This window comes from Acinetobacter sp. NIPH 817 (assembly GCF_000368405.1).
Classification (GTDB): Bacteria; Pseudomonadota; Gammaproteobacteria; order Pseudomonadales; family Moraxellaceae; genus Acinetobacter.
This window is the reverse complement of record NZ_KB849420.1, coordinates 2,446,434-2,447,026: the sequence shown is the minus strand read 5'-3', so window position 1 is coordinate 2,447,026 and position 593 is coordinate 2,446,434. Positions and strand designations below refer to the sequence as shown.

Below are 593 nucleotides of genomic sequence, written 5' to 3'. Positions count from 1 at the left end.
CCTGATGGCACCACAGCAACAGTAGTTGCAGGCACAGATGGCAGCTGGACAGTACCGAACCCGGGTCTTGAAGATGGTGACGAAGTTAAGGCAACAGCAACTGATCCAGCAGGTAACACCTCACCACCGGCTACCGAGATTGTTGATGCTGTAGCACCAACTGTAACGTTTGATGAATTATCTAGTCATGATAATACACCTACATTAACTGGTACTGTAGATGATCCTACGGCCAAAGTGATTGTAACTGTAGATGGTGTAGAGTACACAGCCGTAAATAACGGTGATGGAACATGGACACTAGCAGATAACACCCTACCAGCCTTAAACGACGGATCACATACAATCCTTGTGACTGCTACTGATGCTGCGGGTAATGAAGGCTCTGCAACAGGTACGTTAATTATTATCGGTGAATCTGACAGCGACTCTGACTCTGATTCCGACAGTGATTCGGACTCAGACTCTGACAGCGATTCTGACTCGGACAGTGACTCTGATTCCGACAGCGATTCAGACTCTGACAGCGATTCGGACTCTGACAGCGACTCTGATAGTGACAGCGATTCGGACTCTGACAGCGACTCTGATAG

The 593-nt window shown here is 48.2% G+C and carries 1 protein-coding gene; it reads left to right on the top strand.

The window, feature by feature from the left end:
* Positions 1 to 593: Ig-like domain-containing protein (locus F968_RS20415; protein WP_004794373.1), on the top strand; the 593-nt coding region annotated here is incomplete at both ends.